The sequence below is a fragment of the uncultured Rothia sp. genome, from assembly GCF_963555405.1.
In the GTDB taxonomy this organism is placed as follows: domain Bacteria; phylum Actinomycetota; class Actinomycetes; order Actinomycetales; family Micrococcaceae; genus Rothia.
The window spans coordinates 1-6,599 of sequence record NZ_CAUVVO010000021.1 but is presented as its reverse complement, the minus strand read 5'-3'; the positions used below and the strand labels follow the sequence as shown (position 1 = coordinate 6,599).

The following is a 6,599-nucleotide window of genomic DNA, read 5'->3' as shown; positions in this document are numbered from 1 at the left end:
GTCATAGGCCCAACGCAGGGTCTCGGTGCCGCGAACGGCAGAAGAGAGCATCTGTGCGTCAGTGTAGGTGTACATGACCAGGCCAGCGGGCGAATCCACACCGCTAATACGGCCCAGATCATCACGAATAATCTCAGTGTGCAGAGCCTCAGAAGAGTCTGCCTCAGCGGGCTGCTCGGTCGCAGAGGTTATATGCGCACCACGGTAACCGAACTCGCGAACCCAAGTACCTGCCAGGTCAGACACCTGCGCACGCACCAGCGCGTCTACCGCGTTGTACTCGAAGGAAGACTCCACACGAGACTCAGAGGTAACGGCGGTTCCATCCAGGCGGTACGCGGTGATGTCAGTCTGCTTGACCATGCGGCCAGCAGCATCATACACATAAGCGCTCGAGCCCAGAGGGTGCACAAACTCAGTGCGCAGACCATCAGCATCGTAAGCGTAGGACAGCTCATAGCCGCCAGTCTCGTCCATGTACGCGGTACGGAAAGACTCCGGAATCTGAGCACCAAACTCACGGCGCTGACGGACCAGACGGCCCAAACGGTCATAAGACTCGACGGTCACCACGGGAGCACCAAACGCATCAACGCCCGCGTGATCATAAGTCGTCATCGTACGGCGCGCAGAATCACGCTCCATACGGTACAGCAGAGAGCCATTCACCGAATGGGAACAGGGAACGCCGTCACGGTCGTAACCGAAGGAATGTACAGCACCATTACCGTCAGTGCTGGTCAGCAGACGACCGGCAGCATCATAGGTAGAGGTAGCGCGCACCCCCAGCGGATTGGTTGCCGCCAGAACATTACCCATCAGGTCATACTCGTAGTGGGTAATACGACCAGCAGGGTCCATCACGGAGGTAACGTTACCCGCCTCGTCATAGCGGTAATGGGTCACGCCACCGGCACCATTAGTCACCGCAACCACCTGAGAAGCGGCATCATAAGTGAACGAACGAGTACCCCACTTGTTATCGCGGATGCTCTTCACGCGACCACAGGAATCCCAGGTGTAGAACACCGGAGAAGCCACACCGGAACCGGTAATGGACAGCACACGACCGCACGCGTCATAGCGAACGCGTGCCTCAGAACCGTCACCGTACACCTGGCGGATCAGTCGGGAATCAGCGTCATACTCGTAGCGAGTCACAGACTGCTCAGCAGTGCCGGCCGCCTCATAGGTTGCAGCCAGTCGACCGCACGCATCGTAGCTGTACTCGGTCACACGGCCCGCAGGGGAAACCATGCGCACCATCTGGTTCGAGCCGTTGTACTCGTAGCGGCTCAGACCGCCTTCAGCGTCCAGCACCTGCACGGGGTTACCCGCACCGTCATAAACCATCGTGGAGACAGTCGGGTCGTCAGCATCTGCACTAACCTGCGGGCCAGAATCATCAGAGAGAACCTCGGTACGCACCGGGCGGCCCAGGTGGTCGCACGAGATACGCACGCGGTCAACACCATCGTTAGTGGTGATGGTCTTGCGTGAGGAATCGACGGAGGTACGTACACTCACGCCGGTCGGGTCAATCAACGCAGTCAGGGTGCTTGCGGCATCATACTCGCGAGTCCACACACCACCGGCAGGGTCAATGGTGCGGACCAGTCGCATCAAACCATCGTAGGCATAGCTGAACTGCGCGCCACCCGGCAGGGTAATACGGTCAATATTGCCGTTCGTATCAAAGGAACGCTCCATGCGGCGACCCAGCGGGTCAACCATGGCAACAATGTCACCGCTCGGACCGTACTCATATTCGGTGCGAGCACCAGCGGGATCCACCGAAGCCACCAGGCGACCGCCAGCAGCGTACTCAAAACGCCAGCGGGAACCATCCGGATCCTGACGGCACACCATGTGACCGGCAGAATCGTAGGTGAACTCAGTCTCCAACCCAAGGGCGGAAACAATCTTCACCAGGTGACCCGCAGCAGAGTACTCACAACGGGTCAGCTGCTGCTCAGCATTACGAATACCGGTCAGCAGACCAAGATCGTCATATTCCAAGGAGACGGTAACGCCCTCAGGGCTCACCACACGCTGCAGCAGGCCGTCAGCCCACTCAAAACGGGTCACATGACCGTTGCCGTCAGTCATAGAAGAGGGGTTACGCTCAAAATCATTCGCGTACTCGTAAGTCACCGTAGTCATCGGGCTTACGGCAGGGCTCTGGGCAGACTCCTGCCCCGAAGCAGCCTCATCGAGGGTACGGCCCTGAGCCTCCGCCTCCAGGCGAGCACGACGAGCCAGACGGGCGGCACGGCGAGCGCGCGGGTCCGTCTCAATAGCGCTCATTGCCACAGAGACCACGCGGTCATGCTCGTCATACGCAAAGAGGGTTTCTGCGCCCTCATCGGTGACCTCACGAATAATACGGCCGCGCTCATCGCTGTAGCGAGTAGTACGGGAACCATCGCGGTCCACCACGCTCACGCGGTTGCCAAAGTCATCGTAGGCATAGCTAGTACGCCCACCTTCCGCGTCAACAATAGCGGTCAAGCGTGCGTACTGGTCACTAATCCACAGGTTCGTGTAGGAGGCATCTTCGTTTGAAACGTCAGTAATGCCGTTCGGCAGGTAGCGGTAGCGAACACGACGACCGTATTCGGTGTCCTGCTCTGTAATGCGACCGGTCGGGTCATAGTAGTTCGTCACCTCAACAGTGCCGGTACTAGCCACCACGCGGTGAATCAGGCCAGCAGCGTCATGTTCATAACGGCGGGTACCAGCATCGCCGTGTACAGCACACAAGTGAGTACGACCGTCAAGAGTGACGTACTCGTAACGCACAGACTGACCGCGAGAAGAATGAATAGCACCGACAAGGCCGCCTTCGGTGTACTCCACGTTGATACGTGCACCGCGCTGATGCACGATAGCGCCAACACGACCTTCTTCATCGCGCAGGTACGCGACAGCAGTACCTGCTCCAGCGCTCATACCCAGGTAAACACCGGTGAGGCTAAAAATGTGCTGGGTTCCAGAGTTGTCGGAGATACGCAGCAGGGACGAGGCATCGTAGCCCGTCGCGTGCAAAATATAGCGCAGGGAGGGGTCAGTAATAGAACCCTCTTCACCCATCAGCTGGGTGAGGGGCAGCTCTTCAAGCCACCACGGCTCACGCGGAGCGCGAGCATAGCCGTGGGTGCCGTCCTCACGAATCATTCGGTCGAAAGTAACCTCACGACCGTCAGCCATCGTCCAGACAGCATTCTCAGCGTTCAGCTGCACACGGCTCTCAATATTTGAGGACCAACCAGCACCGAACACACCGGATACAGCGTGCTGACCGAAAACAGCCACGCTGTTGTACATGCGGGTTACAGAGCAAGCAGAAACCACACCGGAGAACGCCATATCGGTCTCTTCTTCAATGAAGTTACCTGTCGCAACGTTCACAGGGTCGTTCACGTAACCACTGGTAGTGGATTTACCCACAACAGCAGGCGCCGGAACTTTCAACTCGTGACGCTCAGTGCTGACACCAGCTGCACTGATTGCACCTTCCAGAGTGGAATTGGCAACGGTAATCATCTGACCCGAGCTACCGTACTGCTCAAAGGTATCGGCTACGATACCCAGCCAAGTCTTATCATTAGCGTTCGACTTATTCCACGCTTCAAACGTGCTGATGAGATTTTCAGCATCAATAGTTCCCCACTGGCACTTAGCCGCAAATTCAGAAGCAAGACTGCGGAGCTTACCCGGCTCAGCATCAAAGCTAGTACCAAGGTTCGCCAAAGTATTGGAGAGAGCACGCACGGTCAAAGGGCGCGCCGAAGAAACAGTCATACTCCCTGAGCGAGTCTCAGTGCTCTCACGCTGGCCTGGGGAAGTGGTATCAATCTTAGTATCCGGAATGTACGACTCGGGGCTCGGGGCCCCTTCTCCAAAAATGCTATCCCACCACTTGCGGAAACCGCTCCAGTCACCCTCAAACTTTTTCTCATAATCACGCACGAGTTTACGGTTTCGCTTTTCTTTTTGCGCCGCTTCTTTAAGGCGGTCCACCACATCAGCCAGCTGGCGGAAGACGTCGGCGATATTACGACCATCACTAATAGTGGTATCAATATTCGCTGCCGCAACATCGGCATAGTGACCTACGAAGTCCTCCAAAGCTGTCGTCAGCGAGTTCTTAAGAGGAGGTAGTGCACCGTCAATATTCTGCGCAACGGTGCGACAAGCGCCAGCAAGGGCATCCGACGTAGCATCATCGTACTTGACTTCTTCAGTATTCAGATTCATGCTCTGTTGTCTTTCGGTGTGGTTAGTACGGAAGTGTGGTGATTAAACAAGTTTAGGCAGGCATGCTGCCATACCTGGGAATAACGTGTACTCAAGCCAATTAGCAGAAAACGCCGCCTACCGCTCACCGCCCCGTAGCCGGGGGGCGGGGCGGTAAACGGCGTTTACCAGGGAAGGCTTAGGAGCCGCCACCTGCCTGGAAGATATCGGTAGAAATCTGGTTGAGCTGCTCGCGCAGGTCGGTCAGTTCCTGAGTCAGGTTACGCAGGGTGTTTTCTACGCCGGGCCAGGTGTCATTGCGGAAACGCTCAGCCAGGGGGCCGTCCCAGTTGTTGGGGTCCTTCAGCTGGTTACCCTGCTGGTTAAGGTTATTGATTTCGTTCTGCAGACCGCCATTGATGATGTTCTGGAGAGCAGTAATGGCATCCTTGGCTGCCTGCGATGAGAGTACGCGATCGGACACGATGTTCCTCTTTCGTCGTTGAGTTGCCGGAAGATGTGCATTGGATACGCGAATATCAAATACGCACCGTTAGTGCTTTGCACCACTTCGAACATTACACTATTTCGCGGCAAAGCGCACCCTCTGCACCCTGTTGTGAGAAAAATTTCTCATAGTAGACATTGCACAGCAGTGCGTGCATATACATCTATCTACTCTCATCAAGGGTTTTCTCCCGCTACGGTATCCTTAGGAAATGCCACCCCACCCTGGGTGGCACCCTATCGATAGATTCACCAACCACATACGAAATGAGGACTTCCATGTCTGAAAACACCCCGCAGCCGGCTGCACCGCAGCAGCCGCAATTCACCCAGCAGGCACCCGCCGCACAGCCCGCATCCGGCCCTGTTGAGGCACCGAAAAAGAAGAAGTGGGCGGCAGTAACCGCACTGGTTCTGGGCATTATTTCCGCCCTGACTGGCTTCATTATTCTGGGTGCATTTACCGCAATCCCGACCGTTATTTTCGCGATTATTGCCCTGGTCATGGTCAAGCGCGGCACCGGCAAGGGCAAGGTCATGGCTATCATTTCGCTCGTGCTGGTCGCGGTTGCGATGGTCACCTTCGTTCTGGGTAACAATGTGCGCGCTCAGAGGGATGCAAGGCTTAAGCAACGAGCCCAGGAAGCAATTCAGAAGTGTGAGAGCAAGGAATTTGTTGGCGCCTACTACACCGAGAAGGACGGTAAGCGCTACTGCGCATACGGCGGCTGGCTCTACCCTGTAGACGATGACAAGTAGATCGGTCGTCTCGGTTATTGACCGATGATGTGACGGGTGGGGGCGTTCGCGTGTGCGGCAGTCGCCGTGCCTGCGAGCGCCCCTCGGCCGTATCCTCCGTGGGTGCTTCAGCATCTGGCGGCGAGTACACCCTGGAGCATCTGCAACGCATCCTCGATGCGCACTCCACTACCATCACCGACTCCAACCCGATTGAAGGAGCGAATAGCTGAAGGAGCGAATAGCTAAATGATGTCTCAAGAATCTGCTATTACCTTTTGGGGCGTATGCTCCATCATCACGACTATTTTCACGATTCTCACCCTTGCCGCTTACATCATCAATCGACGCCGTGACGAGAAGAAGAAGCGTGAAGGCATCTACATTAGTCGTATCGATGCGCTACTGGCGTACATTATTGTCTTTATCCCGGGCTTCCCGCTTGTATGCTATTCCCTGTCATTAGAAAGGGCAGAGACGAGTACTTTCATGGAGGTTGTATACATACTCATGACTGCTTTCCTCTTGTTCTACCTGTGGCATGTCAATGCCACGTACATGAAGATTTCTTCTGAGGGTATTAATATGCACACCCCTGTTCTCGGGTCGAGGATCTGCCCCATCGGCTCGATTGATAGCGTTGTTTATAGTGAGTCCAAGGATGAAGATACCGCTAGCAGGATGTGGTTCCTCACTAAGTCGCGTGCGCGTATTAATCCGTTGAGCAAAAATTATGATGAGTACTATCTCTTGGTCATTACTCGGTTCAGGATTGAGTATGGCCGCTGGCCTGATCTGGATAATCCGGCTGACGTGGATAAGGTGAACCAGCTGGATAACCGCGATGAAGTCATTTCGTACTTTAAGCGCCAAAAAGAGATTTCGGGTCTTGCTGACGTCGATATGTAGCCTACCGGTTTGTGGGCTAAAGGCTCCCGGGGATGCGTAGCTCACTCCCACGCTACTCCGGGGCTTTCGGGGCTCATGCCCTGGTATCCTCAGCATGTAGGCACCGCCGCCTAGCCCAGACGGGGCGCGTGCTCTTCCTATTCACCAACCACACGAAACGAGAACCCGCCATGTGCACCTTCCTCATTATTCTCTGGGGTGTTGAT

At 55.8% G+C, this 6,599-nt stretch carries 5 protein-coding genes; 3 read left to right on the top strand and 2 right to left on the bottom strand.

The features are described from left to right. Positions 1 to 4,260: DUF6531 domain-containing protein (locus RWL87_RS08855; RefSeq protein ID WP_313969636.1), on the bottom strand; the 4,260-nt coding region annotated here is incomplete at its 3' end. Positions 4,261 to 4,438: 178 nt separating this feature from the next. Further along, on the bottom strand, positions 4,439 to 4,723 hold the full coding sequence (locus tag RWL87_RS08850) for a pyrophosphorylase (protein WP_005507345.1): 285 nt from the start codon (positions 4,721 to 4,723) through the stop codon (positions 4,439 to 4,441). Positions 4,724 to 5,025: 302 nt separating this feature from the next. On the opposite strand from RWL87_RS08850, the gene RWL87_RS08845 reads away from it, so the two are divergent. Genes RWL87_RS08845 through RWL87_RS08835 form a run of 3 tightly spaced genes read left to right on the top strand, consistent with a single transcriptional unit; the run spans position 5,026 to position 6,393 of the window. Then, positions 5,026 to 5,505: a DUF4190 domain-containing protein gene (locus tag RWL87_RS08845; RefSeq protein ID WP_313969635.1), complete on the top strand. Its 480-nt coding sequence runs from the start codon at positions 5,026 to 5,028 to the stop codon at positions 5,503 to 5,505. Between the two features lie 50 nt (positions 5,506 to 5,555). Further along, entirely contained in the window at positions 5,556 to 5,717 is a 162-nt protein-coding gene (locus RWL87_RS08840; RefSeq protein WP_313969634.1) for a hypothetical protein, read from the top strand. Positions 5,718 to 5,733: 16 nt separating this feature from the next. Then, a complete protein-coding gene (locus RWL87_RS08835) occupies positions 5,734 to 6,393 on the top strand; it encodes a hypothetical protein (protein WP_049338168.1) in 660 nt (219 codons plus the stop codon). Positions 6,394 to 6,599: the final 206 nt, after the last annotated feature.

Coding starts and splice junctions, on each gene's coding strand:
- RWL87_RS08845 (WP_313969635.1), top strand. CDS start 5,026: ATGTCTGAAAACACCCCGCAGCCGGCTGCACCGCAGCAGCCGCAATTC.
- RWL87_RS08835 (WP_049338168.1), top strand. CDS start 5,734: ATGATGTCTCAAGAATCTGCTATTACCTTTTGGGGCGTATGCTCCATC.